Here is a 21,478-nt window from a genome sequence, read left to right on the forward strand (position 1 = left end):
CTTGGTGTGCGGTATCGACAGTGAGCATGATCGATACCGCAGGGGGTCCGGCGCGGCCATCGGGTACGTTCCCACACCCGCACGTAGGCTGTGTGCCATGACTGAGTTCGACGGCCTTCCGCTGCTCCGCTCCCCCGTGGCCATCGCCGCCTTCGAGGGGTGGAACGATGCTGCGGACGCTTCGACCGCGGCCGTGGAACACCTCGAGCAGGTCTGGGAGGCCCGCGAGGTCACCAGCATCGACCCCGAGGACTTCTACGACTTCCAGGTCAGCCGGCCCACCATCACCATGGCCGAGGGAGAGACCCGTAAGATCGAGTGGCCGACCACCCGTTTCACCGTGGCCAGCCCGCCCGGCGCCGACCGTGACGTGGTCCTGATCCGCGGCATCGAGCCGAGCATGCGGTGGCGCACCTTCTGCGAGAACGTGCTGGAGATCTGCCACAGCCTCGAGGTCACCCGGATCGTGCTGCTGGGCGCCCTGCTGGCCGACGTGCCCTACACCCGGCCGCTCCCGATCAGCGGCACCGCCAGCGACCGGGAGACCGCCGAGAAGTACAAGGTCGTGCCCACCCGCTACGACGGCCCGACCGGCATCGTCGGGGTGCTGCAGGAGGCCGCCACCCGTGCCGAGCTGGACGCGCTCTCCTTCTGGGTGCACGTCCCGCACTACGCCAACAACCCGCCCTGCCCCAAGGCCACCCTGTCCCTGCTCAGCCGGATCGAGGACGTCCTCGACCTGCCCGTGCCGATGGCCGACCTGGCCGAGCAGGCCGACGAGTGGGAGAAGCGCGTCCGGGCCGCCGCCGAGCAGGACGCCGAGCTCGGCGAGTACGTCCGCGAGCTGGAGGAACGGGTCGGTGACGCCGGAATACAGCCTCTCACCGGTGACGAGATCGCCAGCGAGTTCGAGAAGTACCTGCGCCGCCGCGGCGGCTCCGCGGGCCCGACCGCCGGCTCCTGGTGAAACGAAACGGGCGTCCCGGCGGGACGCCCGTTCTGGCGATTACGGCGGCTTCAGGAAGACTTCCCGATAGCCAGTACCTCATGCTGGAATCCGGCCCACTGCTCATAGGTGAAGACCAGAGCGGGCTGGCCGGGGTTCTTGGCATCACGCAGATGAACGGTCCCGTCGATCTGCGCCACTTCGATACACGCTCCGTGGGAGCAAAAGCTGCTGCGCTGCCACGCCGTTGTGGTTGGTTTCATCTCGGACCTCTCATGCGGGAAAGTCAGGACTCCATGCCCTGATCTTGGCTCACTTGGCGCGCGGCGCGAGGCAGCTTCGCGCTCTCGGCGCGGGCCAGCTTCGCCCGCAGCTCATACACACGCGCCAGAATCGTGGCCCGGCTGGCGTCCTCGTCGAACGCGCGCAGCCAGAACCGCTCGAAGACGTCCCGGTGATAACGCACCTGCGCCGGGTCCTCGACAACCTCGTCCTCGAGGTAGATCTCCCGGTACAGCACGGCGTCGTCGGGATCAGCACCGAGATCGAGCACGCTGAAGTAGCCGAAGGTGCCCATCATCATGCCGTCGTCCAGCGGCAGCACCCGGACGTGCACGTTGGGCCAGCGGGACACCGCGGCGAGTTCCTCGAACTGGTCGGCTGTCACCGCGAGGCCACCCACGGTCCGCCACAGCGCCGCCTCGTCCAGCAGCAGGCAGAACTCCGGCGGGTCCTCACGCTTGAGCACCTGGTCGCGGCGTGACAGGCGCACGTCGCGGCGGACCCTGCGCTGCTCCTCGCTCAGCGTCTGCTCGAACCAGGCCAGGGTCGCCTCGGCCACCGCCGGAGTCTGCAGATAGGCCGGGATGAGAGTCGAGTGGTACTCCCGGATCGCGGTCGCCGCCTGCTCGAACTGCAGCAGCTGAACCAGGCCGGGAGTCAGATGGTCGCGATACTCCTGGGTGGTCAGGTATCGCTCGCGACGGGCGGTGCGGGCCTCGGCGAGGAGAGCGGCGATGCTCCGCTCGTCGGCGACCTGGTAGATGTCGAGCGCGGCCCGCAGGTCCGTGGGCGAGATGGTGACCTCGCCCAACTCGATGCGCTGCACCTTGGACAGTGACCAGCCGAGCTTCTTGGCCACCTCGTTCTGGCTCAGGCCGGAACGCTCCCGAGCCGCGCGTAGCGCCAGTCGGACCCGCCGTCTCGCGACAGCGGGCAACTCGCCACGCGCAGCCGACATCCAGCCCCTCACCAAAGTCTAAAAGCCGCTAATCGCCCTTGATTGCGACATCGCACGTTGCCCTGTCGCCGAATCCGCAAGAGCTTACCGCAGTACCTCGAACGGGTTGGCGATCAGGCCTCCCCGTACTCCAGGGCACGAACCAGACCACGGCAGAACTCGGCGAACTCCCTCTCGTCGCGCGACGAGAAGATCTCGATGACGTCGCCGCGGTAACCGGCTCGCAGCTGCCACCAGCGACCCGCCCGGGGCCGCAGGCAGAACACCGCGCCGACACCGAGCGCCGACGACAGCACCACGGTCAGGAGCAGCGAGGCGGGCCCCACCAGGGGAACCGCCATCACGGCCGCGACCAGTGCGGACACCCCCGCCACGTACCGGCCGGCGTCGTCCGGCGCGGGGTCGAACCGGACAATGTGCAGATCGGCCATCTCCGTCACCACGAAGAGCCTGCGATGCTCCCTCGACACCTCGACGACCTGGTGCGTGATGACGGCTTTGGGACCTCGGTAGAAGACCGGCAACTCTCACCCCTCCCCTCGGCTTGCACGACGGAGGAGGGGTGCACGAGGATAGCGATGGACAAGGCTCTCCCCCTCCATGAGCGAGAGGCCTCGGCGGCGGCCAGCGGCTACTGGCCGCCGCCTCTTCAATTGATCCTCATCGCCCTTAACGTGAATTCAGTATGGGGCTAACCGACCGTGTCCGCTAGATGCCTGTCAGCCTTGTAGCTGATAGCCGAATTCACTCACGGAGTTTCACGCGTGTCGAGTCGCTGAGCTCGCCGTCCGTACCGCATCCTAGGAACCTAGCTGGAAGGAGACGGGCATGAGCATCAATCCGGGAGCGGCTGAGTTCCCGCATCGGCAGATCGCGTCCCAGCTGCGGGAACGCATCCGGCGCGGTGAGTGGCAGCCGGGCGAGAGGCTGCCGTCCATCCCCGCCATGGCGGAGATGTTCGGCGTCGCGAAACAGACCGTTCAGCGCACCGTCGACCAGCTGCGGGTCGAGGGCATCCTGATCACCAAACCCGGTTCGGGTACGTACGTCCGCGGCACCCGCCGGCGTCTGAACCGACTCTCGCGCGGCCGCTACGGCGCGCACCGCGGCTACCACGCCGACCTGGCCGCCAGATACCGCCAGCAGCTCACCGGCGTCGGCCGGGAGGCGGCGCCACCCGAGGTGGCCGACGCCTTCGGGGTGCGCGACGGCACGGAGATGCTGGTCAGGCGGCATGTGGTGCGCACCGACGACGCCACCGTCGAGCTCGGCGCCTCCTGGTTCCGGGTCACCGACGCCACCGGCACCCCACTGGAACGCCTGGAGGCGTTCGGCCGGCCGCTGTACCAGGAGGCGGAGGAGGTGCTGGGCCGCCGCTACACCTCGGCCACCGACACGATCAGCGCCCGGCAGCCGAGCCGCGAGGAGGCCGAGATCCTGCAGATCCGGCCGGACACCCCGGTGCTGCACCTGCTACATGTCGCCTTCGACGAGACCCGCAAGCCGATCGAGGTGGCGCAGGCGACCTGGCCGGGACCGATGACCACGCTGACCGAGGAGTACCGGATCCCGGCACCCGCCCCGGAACCCGACCCGGACCCGGGGATGGCACTGGCCTGACCCGTCCACCACCTCACGCCTCACCCCCGCAGCAGCTCGGCCAGCGTGGCGACGAACCGGTCCGGGTCCTCGGCCATCGGCCGGTGACCCGCCTCCGGGAAGGTGACCAGGCGCTTGTCCGGCGACCGCAGCGCCGCGTACCAGGACGTGAACTCCACGGCCAGGCCCCGCATCTCCCGGCCGCCCTGCACGAAGTACGCCGGGATCGACAGGGCGGGCACGTCCCGGTGCAGGTCGACGTCCTGCATGCGGGGGTAGAGGGCGTCCCAGGTGTCCAGCATCGTGGTCATGAAGTGGGCCTTGCGCATCAGGTCGTACTCGGAGACGGCCAGATCGATCGGCGGCTCGGGTAGTCCGTACGCCTGTGTGCCGTACAGCTGAAAGGTCTCGTAGTCGTAGGCGCGCGGCCACGGTGGCGGACCCTGCCGCTCCAGTTGCGACACCACGCCGTCGCGTCCCTCGGCCCGTGCCCAGGCCAGGATGTCGGTGTAGAAGATCTGGTCGCTGGCCCGCAGGTCGACGGCCTGGCCGGTACCGACGTACGCCCGGAACCGCTCCGGGTGCCGGTACGCGGTCAGGACCGCCGGGATCGACCCGCCGGAGTGGCCGGCCAGGACGATCCGGTCCTGCCCGAAGCGTCGCCGCAGGTGGTCGGTGACCGCCAGGATGTCGGCGACCTCGGTGTCCACGGTGACCGGCGCGTCCCGGCCGAGCCCGCGGGCGGACGCTCCCCCGCCGCGCCGGTCCAGGGTCGCGACCACGAAATGTTCCTCCAGCCCCGACACCCGCTCGCGCATCGTGCCGGTCTCCGAACCGCCCGGCGGGCCCGGCACGTACAGCAGCACCGGCAGCTCCGGGGACCGGCCGCGGATCATCACGCCCAGGTCACCGACCCGAGCCAGTTCGGCGACACCGCCGGGGATCGCCGGGGTACGGGCCGGGACGGCCACCGCCACGGCGACGACGAGCGTCACGGCCGCGGCCAATCCGGCGGTGATCCGGCCGGCGATCCGCCGGAAGCGGGTGCCGGCCGGGCGGCGGTGCCCGTAAGCCGCACCGGCCGCCATCGGCAGCAGGGCCAGCAGACCGTGCAGGCCACGACCGGTGAGCAGGACGAGGATCCCGAGCGGGGTCGCCCGCGGCAGATCCACGGAGGGGCCGGACACACTCAACCTGGTCAGTTCGAACGCCAGGGCGTACCCGATGGGGGTCGTCAGAATCGCCCACCGGGACCGCGCCGTCCGGCCGGCCAGCACGCCGACGCCGGCGCTGATCACGATGGACGCGAGCGCCTCCGAGGTGGTGAGCGGGCCGCGTGGGGTCCAGAGGCCGGCGGTGACGCCCCAGGCGGCCGCGAGCAGGAGAGCGCCGATGAGTGAGGTCATGCCCGGAAGCATCACGGCCGGGCGCGCCCGTCCACAGCGGCCGATGGAATCGATCAGGAACATACTTTGGTAGCTCCCGGAAGACTTTCGTCAGCCCTAGGGTTGCGGCATGTTCTTCGCGCTCCTGGTGCCCGACCCCGGCTCCGGCCGGTCCACGGCCCGGGACCGTGTCGCCGACGTCACGGCGATCGTCCTCGCGCTCTTCTACGGCTCGGTGATGATGCTGCTCGGCGACGCCACCAGCCCCGGTGCGGCACTGCCCTGGCAGGCCGACCTGGCGCTGGGGCTGCTCTGCGCCGCCGCCCTGACCGCCCGCCGGCGGCATCCGCTCGCGGTGGCCGTCGCGTTGCTGCCGTTCGGGGCGGTCTCGGTGACCGCCACCGGCCCGATCATCGTGGCCCTGTTCACCGTGGCGATCCGGCGGCGGCCATCACTCCTGCTGCTGCTCGGCGCGGTCAACGTCGGCACCGGGGTCGTCTACTTCCTCCTGCACGACCGGCCCTCCTCCGGGATCTGGATGGATCTCCTGGTGCGATCGGTGATCACCGCGGCGGCCGTGGGCTGGGGGCTGTTCGTGCAGGCCTACCGGCGCCTGACAACTTCGCTGCGTGAGCACGCGGCTCGGCTGGAGGCCGAACAGCAGCTGCGCGAGGAACAGGCCCGGCTCACCGAGCGCGCCCGCATCGCCCGCGAGATGCACGACGTCCTCGCCCACCGGATGTCCCTGATCAGCCTGCATGCGGGTGCCCTTGAGGTCCGGGCCGGAGTCTCCCCCGAGGAGCTGTCGATCGCGGCCGGGGCGATCCGCGGCAGCGCCCACGAGGCCCTGGAGGAGTTACGCTCGGTGATCGGCGTGCCGAGCGGGCGGCCGGAGCCACCCCAGCCCGGGCTCGCCGACATGTCGGGGCTGATCAGCAGCGCCCGCGAGGCCGGCATGACGGTCGACTACGACAACGGCGTGCCGGCCGACGGCCTGCCCGCGCAGCTCGGCCGCACGGCGTACCGGATCGTGCAGGAAGGCCTCACCAACGCCCGGCGGCACGGATCAGCGCCGGCCGCCTCCGTGGTCCTGGCCGGCGGGGCGGGCCGGGCGTTGCAGATCACCGTCATCAACCCCTGCGCCGGTACGAACTCCGCGCCCTCCGCCCACGGCGGCCAGGGCCTGCTCGGCATCGGCGAACGGGTGGCCCTCGCGGGCGGTCGTGTCACCCACCGCGCCGAGCGGGGCGAGTTCCGGCTGGAGGCCGAGCTGCCATGGCCTGCTTGAACCGGTCGGCCGGAGCCATCCCAGCCGCGCTGGCCAGGCCCAAGCCGCCCGGGCCGCCCCGCACCGAGCCGTCTCAGCTTTCCTGGGCCGATTCAGACCAGGCCAAGCCAAGCCGACCGAGCCAATCCAATCGGGGCCAGGCCGGGCCGGGCCGAGCCAGGCCAGGCCGGGCCGGGCCGAGCCGGGCTACTGGGCTACGACCTGGCATTGGAGAAGATCCGCGGCGGCTGCCCAAGGGCGACTTTTGGTCGGCGGCAGCTCCCGAAGCGGCGAATTAGTCGGCGACGTACGTCGCCGGGGGCAGCGCCTTCCGCACGGATCGCTCAGGATGGCGAAGCGCCTTCCGGCCTGGATGAAGAGGATGGCGTGTCTCAGGCCGGGATGACAGGAGACGGTGCGTGACAGGAGACGGTGCGTGACTGGTGAGCGGCCGATCCGGCTGGCGATCGTGGATGACGATCCGCTGGTCAGGGCCGGGTTGCGAATTCTGGTGGGTGGGTCGCCGGACATCGAGGTGGTCGCCGAGGCCGGGGACGGCGCGGAAGCGGTCACCGCTGCCGACGCTCACTGGCCGGACATCATCCTGATGGACATCCGTATGCCGCGGGTCGACGGTCTCGTGGCGACCCGCCGGATCCGCAGCCGGGAGGGCGCGCCGCAGGTGATCGTGCTGACCACGTTCGACGCGGACGAGTATGTCCTGGAGGCGCTGCGCGGCGGGGCCAGCGGATTCCTGCTCAAGGACACGCCACCGCGGGAGATTCTCGCGGCGGTCCGTTCGGTCGCGTCCGGCGCGGCGACACTCTCTCCCACGGTGATCCGCCGGTTGATCGACCACGTGGCCGATCCGGAGGCGGGCACCAGACGTGCGCGCGCCCGGGCTCGCCTGGCCGACCTGACCGAACGGGAACGCGAGGTCGCGATCCTCGTCGGCCAGGGACACTCCAACGCCGAGATCGCCGGTGAGCTGGGGATGAGCCTTCCGACGGTCAAAGGCCATGTGTCGCGTCTGCTGAGCAAACTCGATCTGAACAATCGCGTGCAAATCGCTCTGCTCGTCCACGACGCCGAACTGCTCTGATCGCCGGCGCTATTGAGAAAACGATCTATTCAGGGAAAGAAACACCGTGTTATGCAGCGAAAATAGTCACGCGTGGTGGTTTGGCTCGGCCGGAACCGGGTACGCCTGCCCAGGCGAGAATGACCTCTGGATGAACAGGCCACCGGCCCGGACACCGAGTGGCACCAAGACGCGTCCTCAGCCAATGAAAGACGCCGCGGCAACGCGCTGAAGAAATCCTGCGGCGACACGCCGTTGGGGCCGAGGACCAGCGCCGCAGCGAACCGGAGGCGTAGCCGCGAACGACGGCCGAGCAGTAGAACGACGGTCGACCTGGAACCGCGGCGACACAAAGGGCACTCCGCGATGAACAGGACCGGCCGTGGGCCGCCGGGCACAGGCGCCACATCAGGAGCCGGAACCTGAGCGGGGACTACGGCGACGCAAGAACCACACGAGATCGGGCTGGCGGCACGCGGGCACCACGCCACGCTGGACCTCGGACAAAGGTCGCGTAACAGCAGAAAAACCTGTCCGAACTGGGACTTCCGCCAGGTAGAACCGCCAGAGTCGGCACCGGTCCACCGGAAACGTCCGCTCGGTGGGCGGGATGTCCAGTGAGGTGGGAGGTCGCCGTCGCCGAAGAGTGTCGCCACGGGCGGGGCCGCGACTCGCCGCGCGGCCGGGCAGCCCAGCAGGGGAAGGTCGCGGCACGCGAACATCGCGGCCGGGCAGCGCAGCAGGGAAGGTCGCGGCACGCGAACATCGCGGCACGGACGAGGTCGCGGCACCGCCGGGCAGCGCGGGAACTTCGCGGCACGTGGAGGGTCGACGTCGCGGCGCGGGTCGGAGGCGGATCCGAGACGGGCCGGAGAGCCGCGGTGAAACCATCCGAAGCCGAAAACGACTGAGGCCCGGGGCGCCAGAAGGCGCCTCGGGCATCAGTCGTTCATGGTGTCAGGCCGTTGTCAGGCCTGCCCGTACGACTCGTCTCAGAAGATGCCGATCGGGCTGTCGATCAGGCCGACGTTGACGAGACCGTTCTGGTTGACGGCCTTGTACGAGTTGACCTCGTAGCCACCACCGTAGCCACCGCCGTAGCCGTAGCCACCGACCGGAACGACCGCGACGGGGGCGGCGGCGTAGCCGTAACCGTAGTCGGCACCGTAGCCGTAGTAGTTACCGACGGCGTAGTCCTTCTTGCACTTGCCGTCGGCGGCCTGGGCGGGAGCCGCCATGGCCAGCGTGGCGCCGGTGGCCAGGAAGAGACCGCCGAGGTACAGAGCCGTGCGACGCATGTTTTTTCCTTTCAAGCGGTTGGTTGCTTGGGGAAAATTCTGGACCCCGCAACACCGTTTCGCGGGGATTTGCCCGAATAAAACGCCATCTTTCATCATTTCGTGGTTTGGCAACCGAAATCGAGATAATCGGGCTAAGGTCGCGCGGGGCGCTGCACCGCAAAAGCAGAATCCCCCACCCTTCAATAGCGGCGGGGGATCTTCAAATAACCCTATAAACGCACTCCCAGCAGGGCATTCACGGTACGAGCCATCAGTTCGGGTGCTTCGGTGTCGTCCCCGGCGCCGGACAGGGCCGCCTCGGACCATGCGTCAACGAGGGCCAGCGCGCCCGGCGTGTCGAGGTCGGTGCCCAGTGCCTCACGTACCGCGCCGAGCAGACCCACGCCGGACGGGCCCGACGTGGCGGCCGCGGCCTCGCGCCAGCGCGCCAGGCGCTCCTGGCCGGCTTTGAGCACGTCATCGGTCCAGTCACGGTCGGTGCGGTAGTGGCCGGAGAGCAGGCCCAGGCGTACCGCCATCGGGTCCACGCCGTCGCCACGCAGCCGCGACACGAAGACCAGGTTGCCGCGGGACTTGGACATCTTCTCGCCGTCCAGACCGATCATCCCGGCGTGTACGTAGTGCTCCGCGAACGGCTCCGCGCCGGTCAGGACCTCGGCGTGCGCGGCGGAGCACTCGTGATGCGGGTAGAGCAGGTCGCTGCCGCCGCCCTGGACGCTGATCGTGTCGCCGAGCAGGTTCAGGGCGATGGTGGCGCACTCGATGTGCCAGCCGGGCCTGCCGGGGCCCAGGTCGGCGCCGTCCCACACGGGCTCGCCCTCGCGGGCGCCGCGCCACAGCAGGGGATCGAGCGGGTCACGCTTGCCGGCCCGGCCGGGGTCGCCGCCGCGCTCGGCGGACAGGACGAGCATCTCCTCGCGGGACAGGTGCGACTCGTAGCCGAACCGGGGCGCCGCCTCCAGCGAGAAGTACACGTCGCCGGTGCCGTCCTCGAGACGGTAGGCGGCACCCTTGGCCACCAGGTCCCGCACGTGGGTGACGATCGACGGGATGGACTCGACCGCGCCGACGTAGTGGGCCGGCGGGATGATCCGCAGCGCCTCCATGTCCTCACGGAACAGGGCCGTCTCGCGCATCGCCAGGACGATCCAGTCCTCGCCGTCGCGCTCCGCGCGCTCCAGCAGCGGGTCGTCGATGTCGGTCACGTTCTGCACGTACCGCACGTCCAGTCCCTGGTCGCGCCACAACCGGTTGACCAGGTCGAAAGTGATCATCGTGGCGGCGTGGCCGAGGTGGGTGGCGTCGTACGGCGTGATGCCGCAGACATACATCGAGGCGCTGCCCGAGGGCGTGCTGGGCTGCACCGACGCCCGCGCCGTGTCGTAGAGCCGCAGCGGGCCACGCCCCGGTGTGTCCGGCAGGGTGGGAACGTCGTGAGCGGTCCAAGCATCCATGCTCGGAGCCTAACCAGCACCCCGACCACTGACGCCGGTGCGTGAGCTAAACCTCAAGCTTCCCGAAGGCGCGGCGAGGAGAGAGCCGGGGGAATCCATACCTGCGGTACGGCCGGCGCGGTCCCGCCTCCCACGCTAGATCGGGGGCCAGGGGATGGCGGGCCAGTCCTGTGGGGGCTGCGGGAAGCGAGCGGCCCGCAGGAGACGTTTGATGCGGAGGCTGACGTGCTGGACCTCGGAGACGGTGAGGTGCTCCTCGAGGGCGGCGCCGAGCCGGCCGGTCAGCTGCTCGTGCAGGTGGGTCAGGACCTCACACGCGTCGTCGGGCAGGGGCCTGCCGGTCCAGCCCCAGAGGACCGTGCGCAGCTTGTTCTCCACGTGGAAGCTCACACCGTGGTCGACACCGTGCACGCCGCCGGTGGCCGGGTAGAGCACGTGGCCGCCCTTGCGATCGGCGTTGTTGATGACCGCGTCGAAAATCGCGAGGCGGGCCAGGCGCGGGTCGTCGGCGTGCGCCAGCGCGTACGCGTCGCCGTCGTCGTCGCGGGCCGCGGCCACCGGGAACCAGCCGTCGGGCACGTCGTAGGCCGGGACGAAACCGATCAGCGCGCCGGTCTCGTCGGGCTCGTCGATCCAGAGTTGCAGCGCGCCGGGCCCGAGCGGGCCGTCGCGCAGGATGGTCGGCGGCACCAGGTCCCAGCCGGTGGCCCGGGACACCAGGTAGGCGGAGACCTCACGGCCGGCCAGGGTGCCGTCGGGGAAGTCCCACAGGGGACGCTCGCCGCGCACCGGTTTGTAGACGCAGCGGCGGGTCAGTCCGTCCAGGGTGATCTCGGCGCGGAGAGTGGTGTTGGAGGCGTCGACCAGGCGGCCCTCGATCTCTATCCGCCCCCGTTCGAGCAGCGCGAGCGCATCGGCTTCAGCCAGCACGGACGTGGGCTCCGCCGTCACCGGTGGTAACCGTTGTGCCGGGGGCAGAGGTGGCCGGCCGGGTCGAGCGGCTGGCCGCAGAGCGGGCACGGCGGGCGGCCGGCGGCCACCACGCGACGGGCCCGGTCGATGAACGCGCGAGTCGCGTCGGGGGTCAGCCTCACCCGCAGCCGGTCGAGGTCGTCGTCGGGCTCGTCGTCCTCGTCGTCGTCGTCGTGATCCTCGTCGTCGTCATCGTCCTCGAGCGGGTCGCCCATGAGGTCGGGCTCCGGCTCACCGGCCTCGATGGCCTCGATCACGACGGTGCTGGTGTCGACGTCGAACGCCAGACCCAGGGTGCCGACCCGGAACTCCTCGTCGACCGGGGAGTCGAGCGGCTCGTTGTCGTGCATGGCCAGCAGGGACTCCTCCGGCAGCGCGACGCCGAACCGCTTGCTGGCCTCGAGCAGGAGCTCCTCGAGTTTCTCGGCGAGCAGTGACACCTGGACCTTCTCCAGCGCGACGCTGATCACCCGGCCGCCACCGCGGGCCTGGAGATAGAAAGTGCGGTCCCCCGGCTCGCCCACCGTCCCGGCGACGAATCGCTCGGGCGGCTCGAAGGCATGCACTTGGTGGGTCATGCCGACAACCCTAGCCATCCAAGCGGACGAGCGCGCGGGCCAAGGTGCCGGGTTCGCCGAGGGCGCAAAGGGGTGCACGCTGCGGCGATAGGGCGAGCACGGAGCGTTGTCAGACGCCGCCTCCGGCGCCACCGCCCACGGCCGCGTCACTGTCGGCTGCCTTCTCTCGCCCATCGGATTTCGGGGGTACGAGGGAGGCCAGCTCACCGGTCTCGTTGACGCGCACCACGAACGGCCGCCCCGGCGTGTACCGGATCACGGTGATCGACGCCGGATCGGCCACGATCCGCTGGAACTGGTCCAGATGCAGGCCCAGGGCGTCGGCGACAATGGCCTTGATCACATCGCCGTGGCTGCACGCGACCCAGATCGCCTCCGGACCGTGCTCGGCGGTCACCTTCTCGTCCCAGCGGCGGACCGCGGCCACCGCGCGGGCCGACATCGCGGCCATCGCCTCGCCGTTCGGGAAGACCACGGCGCTCGGGTGGTGCTGGACGACCGGCCAGAGCGGGTCCTTGGCCAGCTCCTTGAGCGGCTTGCCCTCCCAGTCGCCGTAACCGCACTCGATCAGCCCGTCCTCCAGCGCGGGCTCGGTGTCCGGCAGGGCGATCTCCAGTGTCTGCCGGCAGCGGATCAGCGGGCTGCTGACCACCGCGGCCAGCGGCAGTGCCCGCAGGCGCTCCCCGGCCCGGCCGGCCTGGACCCGGCCGGTGTCGTCGAGTTCGACCGGCTGGCGGCCGGCCAGGCCGCCGGACGCGTTCGCCGTGGTCCGGCCGTGCCGGAGCAGCAGGACGGTGGCCACTAGCTCGCCACGCCGGACTCTTGGTACGCCTCGGCGACGATCCGCAGCGTGTCGAGCCCGCTCTTCAGGTCGCCGACGTACGGGCTGATCGACAGCGTGCCGACACCCGCCGACGCGTACTCCCGGATGCGCCGGACCACCTGCTCACGCGTACCGATGATGGAGGTCCGCTCGATGAAGTCCCGGGGTACCGCGGCGGCCGCCTCACGGGGCTGCCGGCTCAGGTAGAGGTCCTGCACGACCTTCGCCTCGGCGGCGTAGCCCATCCGTACGGCCAGGGCGTTGTAGAAGTTCTGCTCGCGGCTGCCCATGCCGCCGACGTAGAGCGCCGCGTACGGCCGGATCACGTCGGCACACGCGTCCAGGTCGTCGCCGATCACCACGGGCACCGACGCGACCACGTCGAACCCGGTGAGGTCCTTGCCCGCCTTCGCGCGGCCGGCCTCGATGTGGGCCAGGTGGTCACCGGCCGCGTCGGGGGCGAAGAAGATGGCCAGCCAGCCGTCGGCGATCTCACCGGCGAGCTCCAGGTTCTTCGGGCCGACGGCGGCCAGATAGACCGGGATGTCCGAGCGCAGCGGGTGGAAGCCCAGCTTGAGCGCCTTGCCGGCACCGCCGGGCAGCGGCAGTTCGTAGTGTTCACCCTGGTAGGACACCGGCTGGCGGGCCAGAGCCAACCGCACCACGTCGACGTACTCACGCGTACGCCCGAGGGGTTTGGCGAATCGCACACCGTGCCAGCCCTCGGAGACCTGGGGCCCGGAGACGCCGAGGCCCAGCCGGAACCGGCCGCCGGAGAGCGTGTCGAGGGTGGCGGCGGTCATCGCCGTCATCGCCGGGGTGCGCGCCGGGATCTGCATGACGGCGGCGCCCAGGTCGATCCGCTCGGTCTGCCCGGCCATCCAGCCGAGCATGCTGACCGTGTCCGAGCCGTAGGCCTCGGCCGCCCAGAGCACGGAGTAACCGAGGCGGTCGGCCTCCCGCGCCATGGCCAGGTGGTCGGCCGGCGTGGTCCACGCCGTCTGGTACCCGAGGTTGAGTCCGAGCCGCACGAGCCTGTCCTCCCGCCGATCATGGATGTCACCAGCAAGCCTACTGATCGGCGTCTCCAGCGTTTCGGTCCGGTAACCGACCCACCCGGCTGAGGCGTGAGCATTTCGCTGAGCAGGGAGTCTGAATAAGGTTCACTCATGCATCAGCGACCGCTCGGCCGAAGCGGGCTAGCGGTTTCGCGGCTCGCGCTCGGCACCATGTCCTGGGGACGCGACACCGACCCCGACGACGCGGCGGATCAGCTGAAGATCTTCCTGGAGGCCGGCGGGACGATGATCGACACCGCCGACGTGTACGGCGACGGCGACGCCGAGGCCGTGATCGGTTCCCTGCTCGACCATCTCATCCCCCGCGACGAGATCGTCATCGCCACCAAGTCCGGCCTGACCCCGCACCGCTACCGCCCGCGCGACGCCTCCCGCGGCAACCTGCTGCGCTCGCTCGACGCGTCGCTGCGACGGCTCGGCACCGACTACGTCGACCTGTGGCAGGTGCACGGCTACGACGCGCAGACCCCGTTCGAGGAGACGCTGGCCGCTCTCGATCAGGCGGTGTCGAGCGGCCGGGTCCGTTACATCGGGGTGTCGAACTTCTCGGCCTGGCAGACCGCGCGGGCCGCCACCTGGCAGGCCGCCTATCCGGGGCGGGCCCCGATCGTGGCCGCCCAGATGGAGTACTCGCTGCTGGAGCGCGGCATCGAGCGGGAGATACTGCCGGCCGCCGCGGCGCTCGGCTTCGGGGTGCTGGCCTGGTCGCCGCTGGGCCGGGGCGTGCTGACCGGCAAGTACCGCAACGGCCGGCCGCTCGACTCGCGGGCCGCATCGGATCACATGGCGTCGTTCGTGCAGACCTATCTGGAGCCGCGCAGTTCCAGCATCGTCGAGGCGGTGGTGACGGCGGCCGCCGGGCTGGGCGTGTCGCCGCTCGAGGTGGCGCTCGCGTGGATACGCGACCGGCCGGGCATCTCCTCGGTGATCCTCGGCGCCCGCACCTCGGGGCAGCTGCAGGGGTCGCTGCGCAGTGAACAGCTCACCCTGCCCGCGGAGATCGCCTTCGCGCTCGACGACGTGTCGGCCATCGAGGTCGGCTATCCGGAGCGCGAGGGCGTCGGCCACCCGAACACCTACTTCGGCTGAGCGGCGTGCTGCGGGCCGTCTTTCTCCTGCTGGGTGGGGTGCTGCTTCTCCCGTACGCCCTCGGGGCCGGGGTTTTCACGCAGTTGATCGTGGAGGAGACCGGAAGTCGCGCCGGTGTCCTGGCCATCGCCGTGGTCGCGGTGGTGATCGCGCTGACGCCGCCGTTCCTCGGTGGCACCCGTGAGCTGGAGATCGCGGCGGCCCGCGCGCTGCTCGGCGTCGATCTGCCGGGGCACGACCGGACGCGGCCGCCCGCGCTGGAGACCCGGCTGCGGTCGGCTCTGTGGTTCGCGCTGCATCTGGCCAGCGGCGGGCTCGTCGGGGTGGCGCTGCTGATCGCCGTGCCGCTGGCGCTGCTCGCGTTCACCGAGCGGCTCGGGCTGACCGCCGGCGCGCTCGGCCCTCTCACCCCGGCCGGACGCTGGTGGTGGACGCTCGCCGGAGTGGGGCTGCTGGTGGTGACGGTGGCCGGGACCGCGGGGCTGGGCCGTCTGGCCGCCACCATGGCGCCGGTGCTGCTCGGCCCGTCACCGGCCGAGCGCCTGGCCGAACTGCAAGCCCGTGAGCTGCGGCTGGCCGAGCGCAACCGGCTGGCCCGGGAGCTGCACGACTCGGTCGGGCACGCGCTGACCGCGATGACGCTGCAGGCGGGCGCCGCGCGGGCGGTGTTCGACGCGGACCCGGGCTTCGCCCGGCAGGCCCTCGGCGCGATCGAGGAGACCGGGCGGTCGGCGGCCGAGGAGCTGGACGCGGTGCTCGGAATCCTGCGCGACGACGTCGCCGATCGTTCCCCCGCGCCCACCCTGGCCGATATCGATCGCCTGCTGACGTCCGCGGTGACGGCCGAGATCGGGACGATCGACGTGCCGCCGGTGGTGTCGCGTGAGGCGTTCCGCATCATCCAGGAATCGCTGACCAATGCGGCACGGCACGGCGACGGGCCCGCCACCCTGCGGGTCGGTCAGGAGGAGGAACTGATGATCGAAGTGGTGAACCGGCGTTCCGGCGGCGCGGCGCGTGGCGGCGGGCACGGCATCGAGGGCATGCGCGAGCGGGTACGCCTGCTCGGTGGCCGGATCGAGGCCGGTCCGGACGGCGACCTGTGGCGGATCGTCGCCCGGCTGCCGGTGGGACCGCGGTGATCAGCGTCCTGATCGCCGGACTCCCGGCGGGACAACGATGACCAGCGTCCTGATCGCCGGACTCCCGGCCGGACAACGATGACCAGCATCCTGATCGCCGACGACGACGCCCTGGTCCGGGCCGGGTTGCGGGCGATCCTGGCGGCCGAGGTGGACCTGACCGTGACCGGCGAGGTCGCCGACGGCACCGAGGTGCTGCCCGCCGCGCTGCGGCAGCGCCCCGACGTGGTGCTGATGGACGTGCGGATGCCCCGGATGGACGGCATCCAGGCGACCCGGCTGCTGCTCGAGAAGTTCGACGATCCGCCGAAGGTGCTGGTCGTGACGACGTTCGCCAACGACGAGTACGTCTACCAGGCACTCCAGGCCGGCGCCGCGGGGTTCCTCCTGAAACGGGCCCGTCCGGAACAGATCACCGAGGCGGTACGGGTCGTCGCGCGCGGCGACTCGCTGCTGTTCCCGGCAGCGGTGCGACGGCTCGCGGCCGCCTATGGTCCCCCGGACGGGCCGGCCGGATCCGGGCTGACCGCGCGGGAGGCCGAGGTGCTCACCCTGATGGCCGAGGGCCTGTCGAACGCGGAGATCGCCGCCCGGATGGTCCTCGGGGTGGAGACGGTGAAGAGTCACGTCGGCAGCATCCTGGCCAAGCTCGGGGTTCGCGACCGGACACAGGCGGTCGTGGTCGCGTACCGATCGGGCTTCGTCCCTCTCTGAACAGCGCTCAGGGTCCGCGATCGTGCCGAGTCCCACGCACCCTTCCCCGCCCGGGAAGCAGCCATATCGCGGGGCCGGCCTCCGAAAACGGCCCACGATGATCGTCCAGCACCGGGATACGGCGGTCATCCCACGCGCGAGCCGGCCGCGATGACCACGCGGCACCGGTGAGCGAACCGGGCGGTCCCGCGAGCCGGGGCCGAACCAGTCCATGGCCCAGGTGCGAACCAGTCCATGGCCCAGGTACCGGACCAGTCCATGGCCCGGGGCCGAACCAGTCCATGGCCCGGGGCCGAACCAGTCCATGGCCGAGGTATGGCTGCTCCCTCTCCGGAGGGAGGCGGTCCCCTCCCGGCGGGGATCCGCGCGCGGCTCCCGGCAACGAGTGTCGATGGCATGAGTGACACGAGAATCCGTGTGGCGGCCGGATGGGCCGCCGCCTACGGCACCCTCGCCCTGGCCTGGGCCGTCACCGGCCGCGGCTACCCCTTCGGCGGCAACGATCCGGCGCCGGACACGAGCGCCCTGCGCGCCCTCGATCCCGGCGTCGGCGCCCCGGTGTTCGCGGCGGTGCTGCTGACCGCCGCCGTGGCGCTGCTCGCGGTCCCCCACGGCGCGGTCCTCCGCAGCACGGTCCCCCACGGCACGGTCTCCCACGGCACGGTCCCTGGCAGCATGGTTCCCCGCGGCGCGGTCCGATTCCTGGTGCTCGGCTATCTCTGGCTCACCGCGGGCGCGCTGCTGCTCCTGGTCCCAGACGTGCGTCTGCTGGCCCTCGCCGGGTACCTGCCGATGCTGATCGCGGGACTGCCGTTCGGCTGGCCGGACATCGACTACGGCACCGTCTTCACCTGGACGCTCGGCAACCAGGTGCTCGCCCTGATCGGCGGGGTGCTGATCGCCCGCGCGGCGCTGGTCCGGCAACGGCGCACGGCGGGCGACTGTGAGGACTGCGGCCGCAGCGACGGCTGGACGTCTCCGGAAGCGGCCGCCCGGTGGGGCCGGGTCGCGGTGTGGATCGCCGCGGCCTGCCCGGCCGCGTACGCCGTGTCCCGCCTCTCCTGGGCGCTGGGGCATCCCGCTCGGCGTCGACGCCGGGCTGCTCCGCGAGCTGCGCAGCGACGGTGCCGCGGTCGCGCCCGCCGGACTGGGCCTGTTCGCGCTGGCCGGAGCGGTGCTGACATTGGGGCTCGCCCAGCGGTGGGGTGAGCGTTTCCCGCGCTGGATGCTCCCGCTCGCCGGCAGGCCGGTGCCGGTCCGCCTGGCGACGGTCCCGGCGACGATCGTGGCGATCCTGGTCGCCTCGGCTTCGATCTGGGTGCTGACCGGCGACCACGACACCAGCCTGTTCGACGGTGCCGTCGCGCCGGTGCTGCTGTGGCCGCTGTGGAGTGTGGCTCTGGGCGCCGCCACGTACGCCTACCACCTGCGGCGGCGTCCGCCGTGCCCGCGCTGCGGCCGTACCCGGACGCCGCTCGATCGGCCTGAACCGGCCAGGTAGAACCGGCGTGCGGTCTCGAGTCACCTGGGAGGCGAGGTGGGCCCGGCGGAGGCAGGACTGAACCTGCGGACGGCAGCGTCGGATTGCGGGATGTCGCCCGGAGCTCGGTGTACTCGGAAGGATTCCTGGCCGGCTTCGAACGGTACCGGCGGTGGAGGCCGGGCCGGATCCGGCGGAGGTGCGGCAGGGGGTCGAGGAGACGCGTGCCGCGATAGGTGACGACCGTCTCGGGGACTGAACGGGCTTCGCTGGTCAGAGTCTTGTCGGGTCCGCGACAGCGGGTGCACTCTAGACGCCATGGACTACGAATATGCGCCCTTGCGGTTGCCTTCGAATGTCGATCGTCTGACCGCGGCGGCGCAGCTCGCCATTCAGGCCGAATTCTCCGGGTGGGAGCTGGCCAGGGTCCAGCTCTTCGCCGACGGCACGCGGAAGGTGATGCTCCGCCGCCGCCGCCAGACCACTCCGCAGCCCGGCCTCAGTTACTGAGAGGGCCCGCCCGCTCAAGCGGACGGGCCCTCCGCGGTTCTCAGTGCCGGTGGTTGTGGCCCGCGTGGTCGTGGCCCTCGTGGTCGTGGCCCTCGTGGTCGTCCTCGTCGGGCAGGAACGGGTGCTCGTCGAGACGGCCGACCAGCAGGTCGGTCTCGACCGGCGCGAACGGGCCGTTGCCGTCGGCGTCGTCGAACGCCTCCAGGTCCAGCGGCTCGGCGACCTCGGTCACCGTGAGCAGGCCGTCCAGCGGCTCCAGCTCGGGCACGTCCAGCGAGGAGAGCGAGCCGTCGCCGGCCTGCAGCAGCTCCAGCACGGCCTCACCGACCGACTCGACCGGGCCGGCGTCCTCGTCCTCGGGCACGGCGCTGCGGCGGGCGGTCTCGGCGACGCGCAGCAGCGCGGACACGCTGGGGACCCGGTAGTCACGGCGCTGACGGACCGACACGACGTGCTCGTACGGGTCGGCGCCCCCGGCACCCGGCTCGGTGATCTGGCCGAAGCGGCGGTCCGCCTCGTCCGCGTCGATCGACTCGACGTCCCAGGGCGTCACTTCGCCGAAAGCGTCGAGCAGCTTCTCGTCGTACGCGAAAGAAGCGTTGTTGAGATCGACATACGCCTGCCAGACGTCGTCGTCGTCGATCCGCCCGGCGGCCGCCTTGACGGCCGCGAGGTGCGCCCGCGCCGCCTCGATCACCCGGTCGAGGGCGACGTCGAGATCGGCGTTCTGGTCAGTCATGGGATTGGGGGTCCTTCCGATTTCAGCTGTTTCGGAGCAAGCGGTCGAGCACACGCACGCCGAACTTTAGTCCCTCCACCGGAACTCGCTCGTCGATGCCGTGGAAGAGCGCACTGAAGTTGAGGTCCGGCGGGAGCCTCAGCGGGGCGAAGCCGAAGCACCGGATGCCCAGTGTGGAGAAGGCCTTGGCGTCGGTGCCACCCGACATCAGGTACGGCACGGTACGCGCACCCGGATCCTCGGCGCGCAGCGCGGCACCCATGGCGTCGACCAGGTCACCGTCGAACGACGTCTCCACGGCCGGCTGCTGGTGCACGTGCTCGATCTCCAGATCCGGGCCGATCACGTCACGCAGCTCGCGCAGAAACGCGTCGGCGTGCCCGGGCAGGGTGCGGCAGTCGATGGTGGCCGACGCCTTGCCGGGGATGACGTTGTCCTTGTAACCCGCTTCGAGGCGGGTCGGGTTGGCGGTGTTGCGCAGGGTGGCGCCGATCAGGTTGGCGATCGGGCCGAGCTTGGACACCGCGAGCTCCGGCTCGTCCGGGTCGAGCTCGATCGCGAGGGCGTCGCTGACCTGCTCCAGGAACGAGCGCACGGTCGGGGTGAGGACGGTCGGGAAGCGGTGCCGGCCGACACGGGCGACGGCCTCGGCCAGTGTGGTGACCGCGTTGTCGTCGTGGATGAAGGACCCGTGGCCCGGACGGCCGGTGGCGTGCAGCCGCAGCCAGTCGAGTCCCTTCTCGGCGGTCTGCACGAGATAAAGGCGAAGATCATCATTGACGGTGTACGAGTAACCGCCGACCTCGCCGATCGCCTCCGTGCACCCCTCGAACGCGCCCGGGTGGTTCTGCACCAGCCACTGGGAGCCGTACTCCATGCCGGCTTCCTCGTCGGCCGTGTAGGCCAGCACGATGTCGCGCGGCGGGACGTAGCCGGTGCGCTTCCACTCGCGCACGACGGCCAGCACCATGGCGTCGAAGTCCTTCATGTCGACGGCGCCGCGGCCCCACAGGTAGCCGTCCTTCTCCTCGCCGGCGAACGGGTGCACCGACCATTCGCTCGCGTCGGCCGGGACCACGTCGAGGTGGCCGTGCACGAGCAGCGCGCCGCGGGAGGAGTCCGCGCCGGGGATCCGGGCGATCAGGTTGGCCCGTTTCGGCGCCGACTCGAGCAGCTCCGACTCGACGCCGGCATCGGCCAGTTTCTCCGCGACGTATTCGGCGGCGGCCCGCTCCCCCACGGTGGTGCGCGGGTCGCCGGTGTTGGTGGTGTCGATGCGGAGCAGGTCGCGGCACAGGTCCACGACCTCGCCCTCGGCGGTCGTCGTCATCCAGCATTCTTACCAGCATTCGGTGAGGGGCTTCATTCCGATCTTCGGGTGGCCGGAGGGTCGGAAGTTTGATCGGAGAGTTCCCCTGGGTACCAGCGTGCCGTGTCTGACGTGAATCTTCCCCCGCTGCCGCCGACCGGCGGCGAGATACCCGGGCGCAGCATCGTTGATGTGGTCGCCGCCCAGCACCGTGAGCTGCTGGACCTGACCGAGCGCCTCACCGAGGGCCCGGACGACCCCAAGGTCAAGTCCGTGCTGGTCGCGACGCTGTCGCGGCACCTGTGCGCCGAGGAGCAGTACCTCTACCCGGCGGTCCGTACCGCGGTTCCCGGCGGTGAGCAGATCGCCGACCGCGAACTGGCCGAGGACCAGGCGATCCTGGAACGGCTGCGTGAGCTGGAGCGCACCGGAGACGGTCACGAGGTGCTCGTCGAGGCGGTCCGCCGGCACGTGGCCGCCGACGCCCAGGAGCTCCTGCCGCTGCTGGAGCAGATGGTGCCGTCGGAGGATCTGGTCCGGCTGGGCAACCGCTTCGAGACCGCCGAGGAGGCCGCGCCGACCCGGCCGCACCCCGCCACACCGTCGACTCCGCCGTGGAACAAGGTGGTCGATCCCCTCGTCGGAGTGGCCGACAAGGTTCGTGACGTGATCACCGCTCGCGCGACATACGTACGCGATCTGTAACTAAAGACAGGTTACGGCCGGTAAGCGACGAGTGTCCTGTTCGTTCATACGTTTGTCACAGGTTG

The 21,478-nt window shown here is 70.8% G+C and carries 23 protein-coding genes; 11 read left to right on the forward strand and 12 right to left on the reverse strand.

What is annotated here, in order from left to right; genetic code table 11:
• Positions 1 to 97: 97 nt before the first annotated feature.
• Positions 98 to 967, forward strand: a complete 870-nt coding sequence (locus CLV67_RS19765) for a PAC2 family protein (RefSeq protein WP_106320410.1) — start codon at positions 98 to 100, stop codon at positions 965 to 967.
• Positions 968 to 1,017: 50 nt separating this feature from the next.
• On the opposite strand, the gene CLV67_RS19770 is transcribed toward CLV67_RS19765, so the two are convergent.
• The 3 genes from CLV67_RS19770 to CLV67_RS19780 form a co-directional block, all read right to left on the reverse strand.
• Complete coding sequence (locus CLV67_RS19770) at positions 1,018 to 1,209, reverse strand: DUF397 domain-containing protein (protein ID WP_106320412.1); 192 nt, start codon at positions 1,207 to 1,209, stop codon at positions 1,018 to 1,020.
• 23 nt (positions 1,210 to 1,232) lie between these two features.
• A complete protein-coding gene (locus tag CLV67_RS19775; RefSeq protein WP_106320414.1) occupies positions 1,233 to 2,186 on the reverse strand; it encodes a helix-turn-helix domain-containing protein in 954 nt (317 codons plus the stop codon).
• A 113-nt stretch (positions 2,187 to 2,299) separates the two neighbouring features.
• Complete coding sequence (locus CLV67_RS19780) at positions 2,300 to 2,710, reverse strand: DUF6232 family protein (RefSeq protein WP_106320416.1); 411 nt, start codon at positions 2,708 to 2,710, stop codon at positions 2,300 to 2,302.
• Between the two features lie 304 nt (positions 2,711 to 3,014).
• Here CLV67_RS19780 and CLV67_RS19785 point away from each other — a divergent pair, with 304 nt between their 5' ends.
• The gene (locus tag CLV67_RS19785) at positions 3,015 to 3,806 is read left to right on the forward strand and encodes a GntR family transcriptional regulator (protein ID WP_106320418.1); all 792 of its coding nucleotides are present in this window, start codon (positions 3,015 to 3,017) and stop codon (positions 3,804 to 3,806) included.
• Positions 3,807 to 3,826: 20 nt separating this feature from the next.
• Here the strand turns inward: CLV67_RS19785 and CLV67_RS19790 are convergent, their stop codons facing one another.
• Positions 3,827 to 5,191, reverse strand: coding sequence for an alpha/beta fold hydrolase (locus CLV67_RS19790; RefSeq protein ID WP_106320626.1), 1,365 nt, complete (start codon positions 5,189 to 5,191; stop codon positions 3,827 to 3,829).
• A gap of 109 nt (positions 5,192 to 5,300) precedes the next feature.
• Here CLV67_RS19790 and CLV67_RS19795 point away from each other — a divergent pair, with 109 nt between their 5' ends.
• On the forward strand, positions 5,301 to 6,458 hold the full coding sequence (locus CLV67_RS19795) for a sensor histidine kinase (protein WP_106320420.1): 1,158 nt from the start codon (positions 5,301 to 5,303) through the stop codon (positions 6,456 to 6,458).
• A gap of 415 nt (positions 6,459 to 6,873) precedes the next feature.
• A complete protein-coding gene (locus tag CLV67_RS19800; protein ID WP_106320422.1) occupies positions 6,874 to 7,539 on the forward strand; it encodes a response regulator in 666 nt (221 codons plus the stop codon).
• 971 nt (positions 7,540 to 8,510) lie between these two features.
• Here the strand turns inward: CLV67_RS19800 and CLV67_RS19805 are convergent.
• The 6 genes from CLV67_RS19805 to CLV67_RS19830 form a co-directional block, all read right to left on the reverse strand.
• Positions 8,511 to 8,816, reverse strand: a complete 306-nt coding sequence (locus CLV67_RS19805) for a hypothetical protein (RefSeq protein WP_106320424.1) — start codon at positions 8,814 to 8,816, stop codon at positions 8,511 to 8,513.
• Positions 8,817 to 9,028: 212 nt separating this feature from the next.
• On the reverse strand, positions 9,029 to 10,273 hold the full coding sequence (mshC, locus tag CLV67_RS19810; RefSeq protein ID WP_106320426.1) for a cysteine--1-D-myo-inosityl 2-amino-2-deoxy-alpha-D-glucopyranoside ligase: 1,245 nt from the start codon (positions 10,271 to 10,273) through the stop codon (positions 9,029 to 9,031).
• Between the two features lie 135 nt (positions 10,274 to 10,408).
• Positions 10,409 to 11,224, reverse strand: coding sequence for an SCO1664 family protein (locus CLV67_RS19815; RefSeq protein WP_106320428.1), 816 nt, complete (start codon positions 11,222 to 11,224; stop codon positions 10,409 to 10,411).
• Positions 11,221 to 11,823, reverse strand: a complete 603-nt coding sequence (locus CLV67_RS19820; protein ID WP_106320430.1) for a DUF3090 domain-containing protein — start codon at positions 11,821 to 11,823, stop codon at positions 11,221 to 11,223. Before CLV67_RS19820 ends, CLV67_RS19815 begins: the two co-directional genes overlap by 4 nt.
• Before the next feature lie 109 nt (positions 11,824 to 11,932).
• Positions 11,933 to 12,625, reverse strand: a complete 693-nt coding sequence (locus tag CLV67_RS19825; protein ID WP_106320432.1) for an MSMEG_4193 family putative phosphomutase — start codon at positions 12,623 to 12,625, stop codon at positions 11,933 to 11,935.
• Positions 12,625 to 13,677: an LLM class F420-dependent oxidoreductase gene (locus CLV67_RS19830; protein ID WP_106320434.1), complete on the reverse strand. Its 1,053-nt coding sequence runs from the start codon at positions 13,675 to 13,677 to the stop codon at positions 12,625 to 12,627. Before CLV67_RS19830 ends, CLV67_RS19825 begins: the two co-directional genes overlap by 1 nt.
• A 138-nt stretch (positions 13,678 to 13,815) precedes the next feature.
• Here CLV67_RS19830 and CLV67_RS19835 point away from each other — a divergent pair, with 138 nt between their 5' ends.
• The 6 genes from CLV67_RS19835 (at position 13,816) to CLV67_RS19860 (ending at position 18,660) form a co-directional block, all read left to right on the forward strand.
• Positions 13,816 to 14,814 (forward strand): aldo/keto reductase, encoded by a 999-nt coding sequence (locus CLV67_RS19835; RefSeq protein WP_106320436.1) that lies wholly within the window; start codon positions 13,816 to 13,818, stop codon positions 14,812 to 14,814.
• A 5-nt stretch (positions 14,815 to 14,819) separates the two neighbouring features.
• Positions 14,820 to 15,956, forward strand: coding sequence for a sensor histidine kinase (locus tag CLV67_RS19840; protein WP_239166423.1), 1,137 nt, complete (start codon positions 14,820 to 14,822; stop codon positions 15,954 to 15,956).
• Positions 15,957 to 16,034: 78 nt separating this feature from the next.
• A complete protein-coding gene (locus CLV67_RS19845; protein WP_106320440.1) occupies positions 16,035 to 16,670 on the forward strand; it encodes a response regulator transcription factor in 636 nt (211 codons plus the stop codon).
• 396 nt (positions 16,671 to 17,066) lie between these two features.
• Positions 17,067 to 17,879, forward strand: coding sequence for a hypothetical protein (locus CLV67_RS19850; protein WP_146169232.1), 813 nt, complete (start codon positions 17,067 to 17,069; stop codon positions 17,877 to 17,879).
• A complete protein-coding gene (locus CLV67_RS19855) occupies positions 17,854 to 18,171 on the forward strand; it encodes a hypothetical protein (protein WP_146169233.1) in 318 nt (105 codons plus the stop codon). The genes CLV67_RS19850 and CLV67_RS19855 overlap by 26 nt, the downstream gene beginning before the upstream one ends.
• 297 nt (positions 18,172 to 18,468) lie before the next feature.
• Positions 18,469 to 18,660 (forward strand): DUF5703 family protein, encoded by a 192-nt coding sequence (locus CLV67_RS19860; protein ID WP_106320446.1) that lies wholly within the window; start codon positions 18,469 to 18,471, stop codon positions 18,658 to 18,660.
• Positions 18,661 to 18,700: 40 nt separating this feature from the next.
• Here CLV67_RS19860 and CLV67_RS19865 read toward each other — a convergent pair whose 3' ends face one another.
• Together CLV67_RS19865 and CLV67_RS19870 are read right to left on the reverse strand one after the other, a co-directional pair.
• Positions 18,701 to 19,399 carry a hypothetical protein gene (locus CLV67_RS19865; protein WP_106320448.1) on the reverse strand — a complete coding sequence of 233 codons (699 nt, stop codon included), beginning with the start codon at positions 19,397 to 19,399 and terminating at the stop codon, positions 18,701 to 18,703.
• Positions 19,400 to 19,421: 22 nt separating this feature from the next.
• Positions 19,422 to 20,729, reverse strand: a complete 1,308-nt coding sequence (locus CLV67_RS19870; RefSeq protein WP_106320450.1) for a M20/M25/M40 family metallo-hydrolase — start codon at positions 20,727 to 20,729, stop codon at positions 19,422 to 19,424.
• 111 nt (positions 20,730 to 20,840) lie between these two features.
• Here CLV67_RS19870 and CLV67_RS19875 point away from each other — a divergent pair, with 111 nt between their 5' ends.
• Complete coding sequence (locus CLV67_RS19875) at positions 20,841 to 21,413, forward strand: hemerythrin domain-containing protein (RefSeq protein ID WP_106320452.1); 573 nt, start codon at positions 20,841 to 20,843, stop codon at positions 21,411 to 21,413.
• The last annotated feature ends 65 nt before the right edge of the window (positions 21,414 to 21,478 follow it).

The sequence above is a fragment of the Actinoplanes italicus genome (assembly GCF_003001815.1).
GTDB lineage: Bacteria > Actinomycetota > Actinomycetes > Mycobacteriales > Micromonosporaceae > Actinoplanes > Actinoplanes italicus.